This window comes from Pseudomonas sp. JL2 (assembly GCF_031570495.1).
Taxonomy (GTDB): domain Bacteria; phylum Pseudomonadota; class Gammaproteobacteria; order Pseudomonadales; family Pseudomonadaceae; genus Aquipseudomonas; species Aquipseudomonas rhizophila.
This window is the reverse complement of record NZ_JAKUDH010000018.1, coordinates 1-13624: the sequence shown is the minus strand read 5'-3', so window position 1 is coordinate 13624 and position 13624 is coordinate 1. Positions and strand designations below refer to the sequence as shown.

Annotated in this window: 15 protein-coding genes; 10 read left to right on the top strand and 5 right to left on the bottom strand. The window is 61.7% G+C overall.

The features are described 5' to 3' along the window. Window positions 1-11: 11 nt before the first annotated feature. Window positions 12-746, bottom strand: coding sequence for a thioesterase II family protein (locus MKS85_RS20835; protein ID WP_188251389.1), 735 nt, complete (start codon window positions 744-746; stop codon window positions 12-14). Between the two features lie 145 nt (window positions 747-891). On the opposite strand from MKS85_RS20835, the gene tam reads away from it, so the two are divergent. The 4 genes from tam (at window position 892) to MKS85_RS20815 (ending at window position 5592) form a co-directional block, all read left to right on the top strand. Beyond that, window positions 892-1662: a trans-aconitate 2-methyltransferase gene (gene tam / locus MKS85_RS20830; protein ID WP_188251390.1), complete on the top strand. Its 771-nt coding sequence runs from the start codon at window positions 892-894 to the stop codon at window positions 1660-1662. A 72-nt stretch (window positions 1663-1734) separates the two neighbouring features. Then, entirely contained in the window at window positions 1735-2868 is a 1134-nt protein-coding gene (locus MKS85_RS20825; RefSeq protein WP_188251391.1) for a cupin-like domain-containing protein, read from the top strand. Between the two features lie 107 nt (window positions 2869-2975). After that, a complete protein-coding gene (locus MKS85_RS20820; RefSeq protein WP_076383881.1) occupies window positions 2976-3776 on the top strand; it encodes a glucose 1-dehydrogenase in 801 nt (266 codons plus the stop codon). Next, window positions 3769-5592: a glycoside hydrolase family 15 protein gene (locus MKS85_RS20815; RefSeq protein ID WP_188251392.1), complete on the top strand. Its 1824-nt coding sequence runs from the start codon at window positions 3769-3771 to the stop codon at window positions 5590-5592. Before MKS85_RS20820 ends, MKS85_RS20815 begins: the two co-directional genes overlap by 8 nt. Before the next feature lie 153 nt (window positions 5593-5745). On the opposite strand, the gene MKS85_RS20810 is transcribed toward MKS85_RS20815, so the two are convergent. Further along, window positions 5746-6108, bottom strand: a complete 363-nt coding sequence (locus tag MKS85_RS20810; protein WP_188251393.1) for a DUF6124 family protein — start codon at window positions 6106-6108, stop codon at window positions 5746-5748. Between the two features lie 604 nt (window positions 6109-6712). Between MKS85_RS20810 and MKS85_RS20805 the strand changes: the two genes are divergently transcribed. Further along, window positions 6713-7090, top strand: coding sequence for a hypothetical protein (locus tag MKS85_RS20805; RefSeq protein ID WP_047230453.1), 378 nt, complete (start codon window positions 6713-6715; stop codon window positions 7088-7090). 28 nt (window positions 7091-7118) lie between these two features. Next, on the top strand, window positions 7119-8021 hold the full coding sequence (locus MKS85_RS20800) for an alpha/beta fold hydrolase (RefSeq protein WP_188251394.1): 903 nt from the start codon (window positions 7119-7121) through the stop codon (window positions 8019-8021). Here the strand turns inward: MKS85_RS20800 and MKS85_RS20795 are convergent. Further along, entirely contained in the window at window positions 7990-8982 is a 993-nt protein-coding gene (locus tag MKS85_RS20795) for a GlxA family transcriptional regulator (RefSeq protein WP_188251395.1), read from the bottom strand. The two genes, MKS85_RS20800 and MKS85_RS20795, sit on opposite strands and share 32 nt — an antisense overlap. A 98-nt stretch (window positions 8983-9080) precedes the next feature. Here MKS85_RS20795 and inhA point away from each other — a divergent pair, with 98 nt between their 5' ends. Beyond that, a complete protein-coding gene (gene inhA / locus MKS85_RS20790; protein WP_047230450.1) occupies window positions 9081-9767 on the top strand; it encodes an isonitrile hydratase in 687 nt (228 codons plus the stop codon). Window positions 9768-9863: 96 nt separating this feature from the next. Here the strand turns inward: inhA and MKS85_RS20785 are convergent, their stop codons facing one another. Then, window positions 9864-10601 carry an SDR family oxidoreductase gene (locus tag MKS85_RS20785; protein WP_047230449.1) on the bottom strand — a complete coding sequence of 246 codons (738 nt, stop codon included), beginning with the start codon at window positions 10599-10601 and terminating at the stop codon, window positions 9864-9866. A 202-nt stretch (window positions 10602-10803) separates the two neighbouring features. Here MKS85_RS20785 and MKS85_RS20780 point away from each other — a divergent pair, with 202 nt between their 5' ends. Further along, window positions 10804-11751 carry an AraC family transcriptional regulator gene (locus MKS85_RS20780; protein WP_188251397.1) on the top strand — a complete coding sequence of 316 codons (948 nt, stop codon included), beginning with the start codon at window positions 10804-10806 and terminating at the stop codon, window positions 11749-11751. A gap of 162 nt (window positions 11752-11913) precedes the next feature. Then, entirely contained in the window at window positions 11914-12294 is a 381-nt protein-coding gene (locus MKS85_RS20775) for a hypothetical protein (protein ID WP_409078023.1), read from the top strand. A 251-nt stretch (window positions 12295-12545) separates the two neighbouring features. Here the strand turns inward: MKS85_RS20775 and MKS85_RS20770 are convergent, their stop codons facing one another. Next, entirely contained in the window at window positions 12546-13004 is a 459-nt protein-coding gene (locus MKS85_RS20770) for an SRPBCC family protein (RefSeq protein WP_047230567.1), read from the bottom strand. Between the two features lie 123 nt (window positions 13005-13127). Here MKS85_RS20770 and MKS85_RS20765 point away from each other — a divergent pair, with 123 nt between their 5' ends. Then, window positions 13128-13529: a lysozyme inhibitor LprI family protein gene (locus tag MKS85_RS20765; protein WP_188251399.1), complete on the top strand. Its 402-nt coding sequence runs from the start codon at window positions 13128-13130 to the stop codon at window positions 13527-13529. Window positions 13530-13624: the final 95 nt, after the last annotated feature.

Below are 13624 nucleotides of genomic sequence, written 5' to 3'. Positions count from 1 at the left end.
GAATCAGTGCATCAGGCGCTGATTGCCAACCCATGTCGTCGATGATGCACGCTCAACTGATCCTTGATCAGGCGCAGCACCCTGGCCTCGTGCTCATGGATAAAAAAGTGTCCGCCCGCCAGCATGTCCACCGAAAAGCTGCCGGAGGTTTCCCGGCTCCAGCCAATCAGTTGCTCGGTGCTGGCCTTGTCGGTGGTGCCGCCGAGCACGTGTACCGGGCATTTGAGCGGCGTTCGGGTTCGCGGCTGGAAGCGCCCGCACAGCAGAAAATCCGCCCGCAGCACAGGCAAGGTCAGGGCCATCAATTCTTCATTGGCCAGGACTTCTTCGCTGGTGCCATTGAGAGTGCGCAGTTGTTCGATCAATTGGGTATCGGTTTTCGGCGTGGCAAAACCGCGGTCGTAATCGGCGCGCATCGTCGGCGCCGCGGTGCCCGAGGCGAACAGCGCTACCGGTTCCGGGCAACCCAGCTCGCGCAAGGCATGGGCGATTTCGCAGGCCAGCAATGCGCCCAGGCTGTGGCCGAACAGCGCATAAGGGGCCTGGAGCGTGGGGCGCAGTTCCCGGGCCAGTTGCATCGCCAGCGGGCCCATGTCGGTGTGCAGCGGCTCGCCGAAACGCGCCCCGCGCCCTGGCAGCTCAACCGGCTGCACCTGCAGCCATTGCGGCACCTTGCGCCGCCAGCGGCTGTAAACCATGGCGCTGGCGCCGGAATACGGCAGGCATAGCAAGGTCAGTTGGGTCACTGCGGTTTTCTCCGATCCGTTGTGTATGGAAGATAACGAACTGGCAACAGTCTGAATTAGTCAGCGTCGCCGTACCTGCCCCATGGCCTCACACGCCCCCTATACTGGCGGCATCTCGGCTAGCCCCATCGCAAAGGAGAACGCCATGACCTGGTCTGCCAAGCAATACGTCAGGTTTGAACAAGAACGCACCCGTCCGGCCCGGGACCTGCTGGCGGCCATCCCGCCGGGGCAGGCGCGCTCGGTGATCGACCTGGGGTGCGGCCCCGGCAATTCCACAGAACTATTGGTGGAACACTTTCCCGGGGCAACGGTGCGTGGCCTGGACAGTTCCAGCGACATGATACAGGCCGCCCGCCAGCGCCTGCCCGAAGTGGCGTTCGACACCGCAGACATCGGCCAATGGGACGAACCTGGTCCCTTCGATGTGATCTTCGCCAACGCGGTGCTGCAATGGCTGCCCGACCACGCAACCCTGCTGCCGTCACTGGTCAGCAAACTGGCCGAGGGTGGCAACCTGGCGATCCAGATGCCCGACACCCTGCACCAGCCGTCCCACCGCTTGATGCGGGAAATCGCCGCCAATGGGCCCTGGGCCAGCCTACTGGCCGGAGCCGCCGATACGCGCACGGAAGTGGCCGATGCCAGCCTGTACTACTCGATCCTCAAGCCCCATTGCACCCGCGTCGATGTGTGGCGCACCACCTACCATCACCCGCTGGCCGGGGGCGCCGCCGGCGTGGTGGAGTGGTTCAAGGGCAGCGGCTTGCGGCCGTTTCTCGACCCGCTGGATGAGGTGCAACGCGGGCAATACCTGCAACAGTATCTCAACGCCGTTGAACAGGCTTATCCGGCCATGGACGATGGAACGGTGCTGCTGCCATTTCCCCGTGTGTTCATGGTCGCGACCCGCTAGAGCAGCGAGGGTTAAATTTCCGGTCCCGGCCCTCGTTACCTGCTCAGACCAAAACCCACAAGAGTGACCGCCGTGGACCTGCAAACCATTCTGGGCAAACTGTTCGCCAACGCGGGCGCCGTTGGTATCGAAGGTGTTTTCCAATTCGTGTTCGGCCCCCAGCAGGCGTACTGGTCGGAGGTCAGAACCAGCAGCCGCACCCAGGCCGGTCGCCACAGCAGCCCCGACGTGACCATTGAAGTGGCGGAAAAGGACTTTCTCGGGATCATGGCCGGCCTGGCCAATGTCGAGGAGCTGTTTGCCAGCGGACGCCTGAAGATCGGCGGCAACATGGGCCTGGCGACATTGTTGCCGCAGATCATCGAGCATGCCCGCCACGGCGGTGGCGCGGTGGAAAAGGTCGACATGAACAAGCGCTACCCCACCCCGCCGCGCTTCAGCGAAAAGCTCACCGCCAGCCTGCCGACCCAGCGCAGCGTGGAGCGTCGCCCGCGCAGCGAGCTGTCGGTGCAAGCGTTTCAAGCGCGCTACCTGCCCCATGGCATTCCGGTGGTCATCAGCAATGCCTTGCAGGACTGGCCGTTGTTCAAGCTCAGTCGCGAAGAATCCCTGGTGCATTTTGCCGAGCTGCAAGGCATCACCCGCCACGGCGACTACGTGAAGAAAACCTTCTCCACCGAGCGGGACTTCCGCTCCACGTCCATGGCCGATTTCATTACTTCTCTGGACAGCCCGGCGGTCAAGGGCGCCGATGGTGAGCCGCCAGCCTACATGGGCAACAACATCCTGCCGGCGCAATTGATGGAGCAAATCAACTACCCGCCCTACTTCGACCCGTCGCTGTTCATCCCGCCACGCATCTGGATCGGCCCAAAGGGCACCCTCACCCCGCTGCACCGCGACGACACCGACAACCTGTTCGCCCAGGTCTGGGGCCAGAAAATCTTCACCCTCGCCGCCCCCCATCACCGAGAAGCCCTCGGCACCTGGTCCACGGCGCCCCAAGGCGGCCTGGACGGTTGCGATTTCAACCCGGACGCGCCGGACTATCAGCGCTTCCCCCGCGCCCGTGACGTGACCTTCCTGCGGGTGACGCTGGAGGCCGGGGATCTGCTGTTCCTGCCTGAAGGCTGGTTCCATCAGGTGGAGTCGGTGTCCACTTCGTTGTCAGTGAACTTCTGGGTGAATTCGGGGCGGGGTTGGTGAGCGCTGACTTGAGGCGAGCTGCCTTTGTGAAGATCGCTTCACCCAAATGAACTCCACGCACCTCATACCAGTCAGCAGGTAAAGCCCTCAACTCAAGGTGCTAGACCATGCAGATATCCCTCGCCCGACAGGTTGCCCTGGTCACCGGCGCCAGTTCCGGCATTGGTGCAGGCGCGGCCAGGGCATTGGCAGACGCCGGTGCCGCGGTGGTGCTCAACTACCACTCCAGCGCCGGCCCGGCGCAAGACCTGGCCCGTGAAATCAACGCCAACGGTGGACGCGCCATCGCCGTCGGTGCCGATGTGTCGAAGGAGCCGGATGTCGAGCGACTGTTCGCCCAGACTGTCGAAGCCTTTGGCACGCTGGACATCCTGGTGGCCAACTCCGGCCTGCAAAAAGACGCCGCCGCCGTCGACATGAGCCTGGAGGACTGGAACACCGTGATCGGCACCAACCTGACCGGCCAATTCCTCTGCGCTCGCGCCGCCCTGCGGATTTTCAACCAGCAGGGCATTCGCCAAGGCGTGTCCCGGGCTGCCGGCAAAATCATCCACATGAGCTCAGTGCACCAGCGCATCCCCTGGGCCGGTCACATCAACTACGCTGCCTCCAAGGGCGGCGTCCATCTGCTGATGCAGAGTCTGGCCCAGGAAATCAGCCACCAGCGCATCCGCATCAACAGCATCGCGCCCGGCGCGATCCGCACGGCCATCAACCGCGAGGTCACTGAAGGCGAACAGGAGCAGAAATTGCTGGAGCTGATTCCTTACGGGCGTATCGGCGATGTGGAAGATGTCGCCAACGCGGTGGTCTGGCTGGCGTCGGACTTGTCCGATTACGTGGTAGGCACCACGTTGTTCATCGATGGCGGGATGAGCCTCTATCCGGGGTTCCACGGCAATGGCTGACTATCACGAAACCCAAAGCCCTATCGAGAACCACGGCATCATCGGCGACATGCGCAGTGCTGCGCTGGTGAATGACCGAGGCAGTGTCGACTTTTTCTGCTGGCCGGAATTCGACAGCCCATCAATTTTCTGCTCGCTGCTGGACACGCCGGACGCGGGGATCTTTCAACTGGCCCCGGACCTGCCCCACGCCCGTCGTCAGCAGATCTACCTGCCTGACACCAACGTACTGCAAACCCGCTGGCTGAGTGATGACGCCGTGGTGGAAATCACCGACCTGCTGCCCATCGGCGACAGCGAGGATGACCTGCCGGTATTGATCCGCAAAGTGAGCATGACCGTCGGCAGCGCGACGTTTCGCATGCGCTGCGCGGTCCGCCACGACTACGCCCGCAGCCTCACCAGCGCACATCGTGACGGCGATCACATCTGCTTCGAAGCCCCGGGGCAACCTGGCTTGCGTTTGTGTTCCGATCAGCTCATGACCCTGGACGACCGGGCGGCGGTGGCCGAGTTCAGGCTGGAACAAGGCCAGAGCGCCGAGTTCCTGCTGGGCGGTATTGACGACCCGCGGCTTCAGGATGACATCAGCGCAATATGCCTGGAGCGAACACTGGCGTTCTGGCGCGGCTGGATTGGCCAATCCACCTATCGCGGGCGCTGGCGGGAAATGGTCAACCGCTCGGCCTTGGCGCTGAAACTGCTGACCTCACGCAAACACGGCGCCATCCTTGCCGCCGCGACCTTCGGCCTGCCGGAAACCCGTGGCGGCGAGCGCAACTGGGACTATCGCTACACCTGGATCCGCGACGCGTCCTTCACCGTTTACGCGTTCATGCGCCTGGGCTTCGTTGAAGAAGCCAACGCCTACATGCGTTTTCTGCGGGGCCGGGTCAGCGACTGCTGCGATCAGCCGATCAAACTCAACATCCTGTACGGCCTGGACGGCAGGCTGGAGCTACCTGAAGTCGAGCTGCCCCACCTCAGTGGCTTTGGTCATGCCAAGCCGGTGCGCATCGGCAACCTGGCCTACAAACAAGTGCAACTGGATATCTTTGGCGAATTGATGGACGCCGTGTACCTGGTCAACAAATACGGCGAAGCCATTTCCCATCAGGGCTGGAAACACGTCGTCAATGTGGTCGATCAGGTCTGTGATATCTGGCAGGACAAAGACGTGGGTATTTGGGAAATGCGCGGGGAGAAGCACCACTTCCTGCATTCGCGGCTGATGTGCTGGGTCGCCGTCGATCGCGCCATCCGCCTCGCGGTCAAACGCTCCTTGCCCGCGCCTTTCGCCCGCTGGGACCAGACTCGCCAGGCCATCTATGAAGACATCTGGACAAATTTCTGGAACGAGGAACGGCAGCATTTCATCCAGCGTCTGGGCAGTACCGCCCTCGACGGTTCGATGTTGTTGATGCCACTTGTGCGCTTCGTCAGCGCCCGCGACCCGCGCTGGCTCTCGACCCTCGATGCCATTGAAAAAGACCTGGTGCGCGATGGCATGGTCTACCGCTACCGCAACGACGAAAGCCCCGTCGACGGCCTCAGCGGCATTGAAGGCTCGTTCGCCGCGTGTTCGTTCTGGTACGTCGAATGCCTGGCCCGCGCCGGCCGTGTGGAAAAAGCCCAGCTGGAGTTCGAACAACTGCTGCGCTACGCCAACCCGCTGGGCTTGTACGCCGAGGAGTTCGACAGCCACGGCTACCACCTGGGCAACACCCCCCAGGCTTTGACCCACCTGGCGCTGATCAGCGCCGCCAGCTTCCTGGACCGCAAATTGAGTGGGGACAAAACGCATTGGCAGCCGTGAGTTGCACGTGTGAATGAACATAAATCTTTTGTGGCGAGGGAGCTTGCTCCCGCTCGACTGCGCAGCAGGCGCAAAATCTCCAGGACACAAGGGGGGTCGCTTCGCAACCCAGCGGGAGCAAGCTCCCTCGCCACAGAGGACAGGGTGCAATGACTATCGCGTAGGCTCCGCCACTTCAATGTCATCCAACGCACGGTCAACCAGCAACGTACCCAGCTCAATCAGCTGCTGAATCCCCAGCGCAACATGCCGCCGGGAACCTTCCAGCTCGAATGCCAGGTCACTGACCATGGCGTTGGCCGAAGCCAGGGTTTCGCTGAGGCTGGTCAGCACGGATTCGGTGTTGAGGCCGGGGACCACTGAAAATATCTGGCCGTCCTGGGTGTCGGGTTTGGCTGGGGGAGACAAGTGGACATTCAGCGCCCGGTCAGCGGCTTCGCGGAGTTTTTTGGTGTCGAGGGTGGTGTAGGCGGACAGGTTTTCGGCGCGTGGAGGGTTGGGGGTGATCTTGACCATTTGTGAAGCTCCTGACTTGAAATTGAGCCCACTCACCTCGTGACCAAACGAGGGGTGGTGGGCTATACGCAGGTTGGTCAACCGGGAAGTCAGGCACCCGGCGCACTCGAAAGTGCCCCGCGCACAGCCCACCGCAAAGCATACCGACAAGCACACAAAAAAGCGCCGACATGCTGAGGTTGGCGCGTGTGCGCCTGACATTGGACGGGTGACCAAACCCGGTCGCTGATTTTGCAGCGACCGGCAAAGCCTAGCCCCGCCGCTTCCGAACCGGCAACCGCCACGACTCGTCGGAAAATTCCGGTTCACCTATTTTTTTGTAGGAACTCCACACCCTTGTGGCGAGGGGATTTATCCCCGCTGGGCTGCGTAGCAGCCCGTCCATAGGCCAATCCACTTTGCCAGACAGACCGAGTTGACCGTTTTCGGGGCTGCTACGCAGCCCAGCGGGGATAAATCCCCTCGCCACAGAAGCGGGCACCAACACTTCTCCATCTATCGCTGCCGCCGGTTTCAGGTTGCCAGCCCTGTAAACCCCTCCTAAGATCGATGCACTCAAGGGTGCAGCGGAGCTGCCCGATAAAACCCGATTCAAGGATCTGACATGACCCATGTAAAACGCTCTATCACCACCCCGCCCCGAACAGGCCTGACCCGGGAAGACCTCTGGGAAGGCCAGGACAAGGGCCTGATCAAGTGCTGGGAAATCGGCCGCGATCGGGCGCTGAAGTTTCCCGATCTGGCGCAGCGTTGCCTGGCCGGTGAATTGCCGGTGCTCGGCTGGAAAGGCGGTGTCAGTCGCAGCCTGAAGAAAAACGAAAAGTTCGGCTGCCTCAAGTACCTCGCCCAATGGCAGGGCCTGCGCGGTGAAGACCTGGACATCGATCTGTCCCAGGACCGCACCCTGACCTGCTCCAGCACGAACATGATCGTGACCTTCACGCCGGATCGGGCCAAATATGTGAATCAGGAACCCGCATAACGGCAACCGAGCCGTGCAGGAGACCGACATGAACCAGGCGCCCAGAATCAACTTCGCGGTGACGCCTCTGCTGCGCATCGCCTACGAAGAGCACGGCCCCGCCAGCGGCGCCCCAGTGATCCTGCTGCACGGTTTCCCTTACGACCCCAGGGCCTTTGATGAAGTCGCACCGGCCTTGGCCCAGCGCGGCTATTGGGTCATCGTGCCGTACCTGCGCGGCTACGGCCCGACCCGGTTCAATAACCCGAGCATCCTGCGTTCCGGCCAGCAAGCGGCGCTGGCCCAGGATCTGCTGGACCTGATGCAGGCACTCGCCATTCCCCAAGCCGGGTTGTGCGGCTACGACTGGGGCGGGCGGGCCGCGTGTATCGTGGCGGCGCTGTGGCCCGAACGGGTTCGCTGCCTGGTGACCGGCGATGGCTATAACGTGCAGGACATTCCCCGATCGACTCAGCCGCTGGACCCTGAGACCGAGCACAGATTGTGGTACCAGTATTACTTCCACAGCGCCCGGGGCGTCGAGGGCCTGACACAGAACCGGCGCGAACTGTGCCAGTTGCTCTGGCGCCTGTGGTCACCGACCTGGACACGCGGCACAGCGCTGTATCCCCTCAGTGCCCCGTCCTTCGACAACCCGGATTTCGTCGAGGTGGTGATTCATTCCTACCGTCATCGCTTCATGTACGCACCGGGCGACCCGACGCTGGAGTGGATGGAGGAACGACTGACCGCGCAACCGGCCATCAGCGTGCCGAGCATCTCCCTGTGCGGTGCCGATGACGGCGTTGGACCTGCACCTGAGTTCGACGAAGACGCCGAACATTTCAGCGGTGTCTACGAGCGTCGAGTGCTCGCCGGTGTCGGCCACAACATTCCCCAGGAAGCCCCCCAGGCCACGCTCAGGGCATTGCTGGATCTGCTTGAGGGCTGACCGCGAAACGCTCGCGATACGCCTGGGGCGTCACGCCCATGGCCCGCAGGAAGCTGCGGCGCAGGGTTTCTTCGCTGCCAAAGCCGCATTGCACCGCGACCCGCTTGATCGGCAGTGCTGTGTCGGCCAGCAGCCGGCGCGCGGTCTCCACACGAATCAGCTCCACCGCCCGCGCCGGGGTCTGGCCGGTGTCGGCGCGGTAGTGACGCACGAAACTGCGCTCGCTCATCCCCGCCTCTGCCGCCAGATTCGGCAAGCCCAGGTCCTGGGTGAGGTTTTCCGCGATCCAGGCGTGCAGATCGTCAAAACGACTGCCCTGATTCTGCAGTGACAAGGTCACGCTGAACTGCGATTGACCGCCCGGGCGCTTGAGGAACACCACCAGTTGCCGGGCGACTTCCAGGGCGATGGCGCGACCCAAATCGTCCTCCACCAGGGCCAACGCCAGGTCGATGCCGGCCGTAACGCCCGCCGAAGTCCAGACCGGGCCGTCGTTGATAAAAATCGGGTTGGGTTCGACCCGCAGTTGCGGGTGCTGCCTGGCCAGTTGTTCGCAACGGGTCCAGTGCGTGACCACTCGGCGTCCGTCCAACCAACCGCTGGCGGCCAGCAGGAACGCCCCGGTGCACACCGACGCCACGCGCCGCGAGCGCAGACCATGGTCCCTGACCCAGGCCACCAGCGCCGTGTCCTGCGCCGCCTCGTACACTCCCCAACCGCCGGCGATGAGCAATGTGTCGCTACCCTCGCTCGGCAGCGGCTCGGCCATAAGCGCGAGCCCCGCCGACGACATCACCGCCCCGCCACCGGCAGCAATCACGGTGGGTGCGTAAGGCAACGGCAAGCCTTGCTGGCGTGCCAGGTCGTTGGCCGAAGCAAAAACCTGCAAGGGCCCGGTGACGTCCAGCACCTGCACGTTGGCGAAAGCCAGTACATGAACGGTTTTCGGTGGATTTGGCATATTGGCGTAATTCGTGGGCTTATTGGCGTATACGCCAGAGCCTACGGGCCTAAAGTTAAACCGTCCACCCCTCAGGCATCACTTCAGGAGAAAGCGCCATGGCGTTGCAGATCGGTTTTCTGTTATTCCCCCAGGTTCAACAACTGGACCTCACCGGCCCTTATGACGTGCTCGCCTCGCTGCCAGACGTGAAGGTGCACCTGATCTGGAAAGACCTGGCCCCAGTCACCGCCAGCACCGGGCTGGTACTCCTACCGACCACCACGTTCGAGAAGTGCCCCAAGCTCGATGTGATCTGCATCCCAGGCGGCAGCGGCGTCGGGCCATTGATGGAAGACGAGCAGACCTTGGCGTTCATCAAGCAACAGGCGGCTCACGCGCAGTACATCACCTCCGTGTGCACCGGTTCGCTGGTGCTTGGCGCGGCGGGTTTATTGCAGGGTAAACGGGCCACCACCCATTGGGCTTATCACAGTCTGCTGCAAACCCTGGGCGCCACACCGGTCAAGGACCGTGTGGTACGCGACGGCAACCTGTTCACCGGTGGTGGCATCACCGCCGGGATAGATTTTGCCTTGACCCTGGCGGCCGAACTGTTCGACCAGGACACCGCCGAGCTGGTCCAGCTACAACTTGAATACGCCCCGGCCCCGCCGTTCACTGCCGGCGGCCCGGAGACCGCGCCGACCCAGGTGCTGGAAGAAGCCAACCGACGCGCAGCAGAGTCGTTTCGGGTGCGCTCGCAGATTACTCAACGGGCAGCGGCGCGATTGGCACTGCAATAACGATCAACGCCAATCAGGCCCCCAAAAAAAAGTGGTGAGGGGTTTTATCCCCTCACCACACAAGACATGAAAAATCTCCTGCCGCATCGATTCAATTCAGAACGGGCTGGCCGTCGGGCGCACCACCAGTTCGCTGACGTCCACATCGTCCGGCTGTTCAATGGCGTAGGCAATCGCCCGGGCAATCGCCTCGGCGGGAATGGCGATCCGGCGAAACTCGCGCATCTCGGCGCGCCCGCCTTCATCGGAAATGCTTTCGGCCAACTCCGACTCGGTTACGCCAGGGGAAATCACCGTCACCCGCACGTCACCACCGACCTCCTGGCGCAACCCCTCGGAAATCGCCCGCACGGCGAACTTGGTGGCGCAGTACACCGCCGCCGTCGGACTGACCGTGTAGGCACCAATGGAAGCAATGTTGATGAACTGGCCGCTGCGCTGGCGTTGCATCAAAGGCAAACCGGCGGCGATGCCGTGGAGTACGCCACGAATGTTGACGTCGATCATGCGATCCCACTCGTCAACTTTCAGCGCCTCGAGTTTGGAGAGCGGCATGACCCCGGCGTTGTTGACGATCACATCGACCTTGCCGAATCGCTCGACAGCGAAGTCGATCAGGCTCTGCACATCATCACGGCGCGTCACGTCCACGGCTTTGCAAGCAGCCTGCTGGCCGTCGGCTTCAAGTTCCTGCACCAGCGCCTGCAAGCGATCGACGCGTCGCGCACCCAGCACCACTCGCGCTCCCCGGGCGGCCAGCAAACGTGCGGCGGCTTCGCCAATACCGCTGCTGGCGCCGGTGATCACCACAACTTTGTTTTGAATAGCGGACATGATGGTTTCCTCGTCTGGATGTATGGCCCCCCGATGGGAGCGTTTTGACAGGTCCAGATTAGGGAGCAGATCCGTGTCTGGGTTAGCCGGATCCTCCTGCGCCCTTGCACGATCCTGTAGCGATAGAACCGCCTCTGGTCGCCGGACGCACAATCGGCTTTACTAGCGCGGTCCACCCATTTGGCCAGGGAGATAGATCGGCATGTCGGTATCCACGTCCATACACGTAACGCCTGAGGACGGCGTCAACCAGCGCCGCACCGAACTGGCGGAACTGATGAAGCGCTTCGCCCCGGAATTCGGCGTTCATCCCACCGCCATCGAGACCTTGCACCTGATCCGTAGCGACCAGCCCACCGAAGCCCTGCACACGATCCACAAGCCCGGTTTGTGCGTGATCGTCCAGGGGCGCAAAGAGGTTCGGCTGGCGGATGAATGCTACGTCTATGATTCGCTCAACTACCTGGTGGTCTCGGTCACCCTGCCGCTGGCGGGTCAGGTGATCGAAGCCAGCCCCGAGCGCCCCTACCTGTGCATTCGCCTGGATATCGACCCGGCGCAGATCTGCCGTCTGATCGCCGACGCAAGCCCCATTGGGGTACCGGCCCAACGGACCGATCGAGGACTATTCCTGGACCGCATCGACGCGCCGCTGCTCGATGCGGTGTTGCGTTTGCTGCGGCTGCTGGAGAGTCCGGACGATATCGCCACGCTCGCGCCCTTGGCCCAACAGGAAATTTTCTACCGCCTGCTACGGGGTGCCCAGGGCCAGCGCTTGCACGAAATTGCCATCCCCGACACGCAAACCCACCGTATCAGTCGCGCAATCGAGTGGCTCAACACCCATTATGCCGAGCCGCTGAGCATCGATAGCCTGGCACAAATGATCAATCTCAGCCCTTCGGCATTGCACCATCGCTTCAAAGCCGTGACCGCCATGAGCCCGCTGCAATACCAGAAACAGCTGCGCCTGCAGGAAGCCCGACGGCTGCTGCTGGCGGAGAACAGCGACGTTTCGTCAATCGGCTACAAAATGGGCTATGAAAGCCCCTCGCAGTTCAGCCGCGAATACAGCCGTCTATTCGGGGCCTCGCCGAGCAAGGACATCGCCCGGCTACGTGCCGAGGTCTTGCAGGTAAGTCGCACCTGATCCTGCACACAAACAGGATCAGGCAAACCAAGGGCAGTATCCGTCTAACGGCGTCCCCCTCCTCGCCCCTACTCTGAACCCATGCAGCAAGACTACCGTCCGGGCTGCAACGGGTTCAGCAGATCGCGACATCTGAACGACCCGGCACTCAACCCCTTTGATATGACCGGAGTCATCGCCATGAAAACTTTCAGTTCCTTGATCGCCGTTACCACTTTCGTCCTGAGCGTCAGTGCCTTTGCCCTGCCCAGCCAGCAGCAGGACCGTTTCTTTACGCAAACGCTCGGATATCAGCAGCCTGTGGCCGCTGATGGTTCGGACCGCACGCCTGGGCAGACTCTTGCCGCTGATGGCTCGGACCGCACACCTGGGCAGGCACTTGCCGCTGATGGTTCGGACCGCACACCTGGGCAGGCACTTGCCGCTGATGGTTCGGATCGCACAGCTGGGCAGACTCTTGCCGCTGATGGTTCGGACCGCACACCTGGGCAGGCACTTGCCGCTGATGGTTCGGATCGCACCATGGCGCAACGCCTGGCTTGATAGGTCGGCTTTTCTGCAGACGAAAAAAACCCGCCGAGGCGGGTTTTTCCAAGACCATCACGACTCCCTGTCGATAGCCATCCTTGCAAGGTCGATCGTCCCTGATCCTGAAGCACTCCCTGTGCTTCAGTGGTTGAGTACAGATTACGCATCGGATCCAAAGCGCAACAGACGATATAGCAACCATGGCGTGTAAGACATTCGCTATAGCAGCCCTTCCGTAAACCCTTAGAGTGCTCAAACACTGAGGATCAGGCCTTGGCCAGGAATGCTTCGATATTAGCCATCTGCTCGTCCCAACCACGGCTGTCCATACGAAAAGCCTTAAGCCGACGCGCCTCCGGGATACCGTTAAAGCCCGACTCCACCACTTTGAGCAAGGTGCCGCCATCCATGTCTTCAAGTTCGAACTGGACCCTCGTTTCGGGTTCCTGAGAGTAGTCCACCTGCGGTTCAATGGCGTACGGATGCCAGCGAAACGAAAAAACCCGCTCCGGCTCGACCCGCTCTACTGCAACGTCCCAGATAAGGTGTTCATAACCAGGATAGGTGATCTGCCCCTGGGTACGCTCGCCCGCGACAAATCGTCTGCCCTCAAGCGCGACGCCGAACCATTGACCGAAGGCTTCGGCATTGGCCAAGGCCCGCCAGACCTGAGAGCGCGGCGCCTTGAGCAGAATTTTTCTTTCGATGCGATCAGATGAATGCATGAGTCACCTCCTGTGTTCAACACTAGGCCTGTAAGACCACGAGGCCAACCAGAAAGTTGTATCGACCCAGCGTTTGGGTACACTCCTTCGGCATTTAGAAATCCCATCAAGGAGAGATCGACCATGTTCCCACGCTTGTTTCTGGGCCTGACGCCGCTGCTTTTTATCAGTATTGTCCAAGCCGATGACTGCGCCAATGCTAGCACCCAGGGAGCAATGAACCAGTGCGCAGCCCAAGAGAACAAAGCCGCTGACGACGAGCTGAACAGTCTGTACAAGCAGATCACTGCACGCCTTAAAGATGACCCGCAGGCCAAGCAGCTACTGGTAAAGGCACAGCGGGCCTGGATCAGCTTCCGTGACGCCGAATGCAATTTTTCTGCGTCCGGAGTCGAAGGGGGTAGCGTCTATCCGCTGGTCCACAGCAATTGCACCACAGCCGTAACCAAGGCCCGGGTCGAGACGTTCAAGACCTACCTCAAGTGCGAAGAAGGTGATCTGAGCTGCCCGGTCCCAGGGGCTTAACCATTGATGCAAAAAAAGGATGACCTCTTCAGGTCATGCTTTTTTTTCGGCACAAAAACAAAACCCCTACCTGCATCAGCAGATAGGGGTTTCGG

Bases quoted from the DNA above. Each gene is read 5' to 3' on its own strand.
- MKS85_RS20770 (WP_047230567.1), bottom strand. From the start codon at position 13,004: ATGCATTCATCTGATCGCATCGAAAGAAAAATTCTGCTCAAGGCGCCG.
- MKS85_RS20775 (WP_409078023.1), top strand. From the start codon at position 11,914: ATGACCGGAGTCATCGCCATGAAAACTTTCAGTTCCTTGATCGCCGTT.
- MKS85_RS20765 (WP_188251399.1), top strand. From the start codon at position 13,128: ATGTTCCCACGCTTGTTTCTGGGCCTGACGCCGCTGCTTTTTATCAGT.
- MKS85_RS20810 (WP_188251393.1), bottom strand. From the start codon at position 6,108: ATGGTCAAGATCACCCCCAACCCTCCACGCGCCGAAAACCTGTCCGCC.
- MKS85_RS20795 (WP_188251395.1), bottom strand. From the start codon at position 8,982: ATGCCAAATCCACCGAAAACCGTTCATGTACTGGCTTTCGCCAACGTG.
- MKS85_RS20785 (WP_047230449.1), bottom strand. From the start codon at position 10,601: ATGTCCGCTATTCAAAACAAAGTTGTGGTGATCACCGGCGCCAGCAGC.
- MKS85_RS20815 (WP_188251392.1), top strand. From the start codon at position 3,769: ATGGCTGACTATCACGAAACCCAAAGCCCTATCGAGAACCACGGCATC.
- MKS85_RS20805 (WP_047230453.1), top strand. From the start codon at position 6,713: ATGACCCATGTAAAACGCTCTATCACCACCCCGCCCCGAACAGGCCTG.
- inhA (WP_047230450.1), top strand. From the start codon at position 9,081: ATGGCGTTGCAGATCGGTTTTCTGTTATTCCCCCAGGTTCAACAACTG.
- MKS85_RS20800 (WP_188251394.1), top strand. From the start codon at position 7,119: ATGAACCAGGCGCCCAGAATCAACTTCGCGGTGACGCCTCTGCTGCGC.
- MKS85_RS20820 (WP_076383881.1), top strand. From the start codon at position 2,976: ATGCAGATATCCCTCGCCCGACAGGTTGCCCTGGTCACCGGCGCCAGT.
- tam (WP_188251390.1), top strand. From the start codon at position 892: ATGACCTGGTCTGCCAAGCAATACGTCAGGTTTGAACAAGAACGCACC.
- MKS85_RS20780 (WP_188251397.1), top strand. From the start codon at position 10,804: ATGTCGGTATCCACGTCCATACACGTAACGCCTGAGGACGGCGTCAAC.